Here is a 445-nt window from a genome sequence, read left to right on the forward strand (position 1 = left end):
TCCGACGAGCGGTCGTCGTCGTGGACGGCCACGCCGTAGGAGTCCTCGAACGACTGCATCAGCGACGGCCAGTTCATCCACCCGGACTGGACGCAGTAGAAGTACAGCATATCGGGGAACGCGGTGGCCTCGATGTTCGTCTGGAAGTCCCGATAGCCGACCTCGTACGTTTCCGCGTCGCCGCCACCGGAGCCAGTCGAAGAGGCGTCACGTTCGGAATTACTCGTTGTCAGACAGCCGGCGAGACCCGCCAACGCCGCGGCAGAACCCCCGATGAAACTTCTCCTGGTTGATACCATCACTAGGGCAACACGACCGGCCGCTAAAGGGAATTGCTATGAGCCTAACGTAGCCGTTTCGACGGTTGGGACACCAACATAGCGCTACAAAGGAGACAATAGATACGGAGTCCCGCTAGTTCTTGAACGCGCCCGCAACAAGAAGC

1 protein-coding gene is annotated in these 445 nt (G+C 59.6%); it reads right to left on the reverse strand.

The window, feature by feature from the left end; all coding sequences use genetic code 11:
• Positions 1-299: twin-arginine translocation signal domain-containing protein (locus DVK06_RS17795; RefSeq protein WP_121601168.1), on the reverse strand; the 299-nt coding region annotated here is incomplete at its 3' end.
• Positions 300-445: the final 146 nt, after the last annotated feature.

Origin of the sequence: Halorubrum sp. Atlit-28R (genome assembly GCF_003665955.1) — an archaeon.
GTDB lineage: Archaea > Halobacteriota > Halobacteria > Halobacteriales > Haloferacaceae > Halorubrum > Halorubrum tropicale.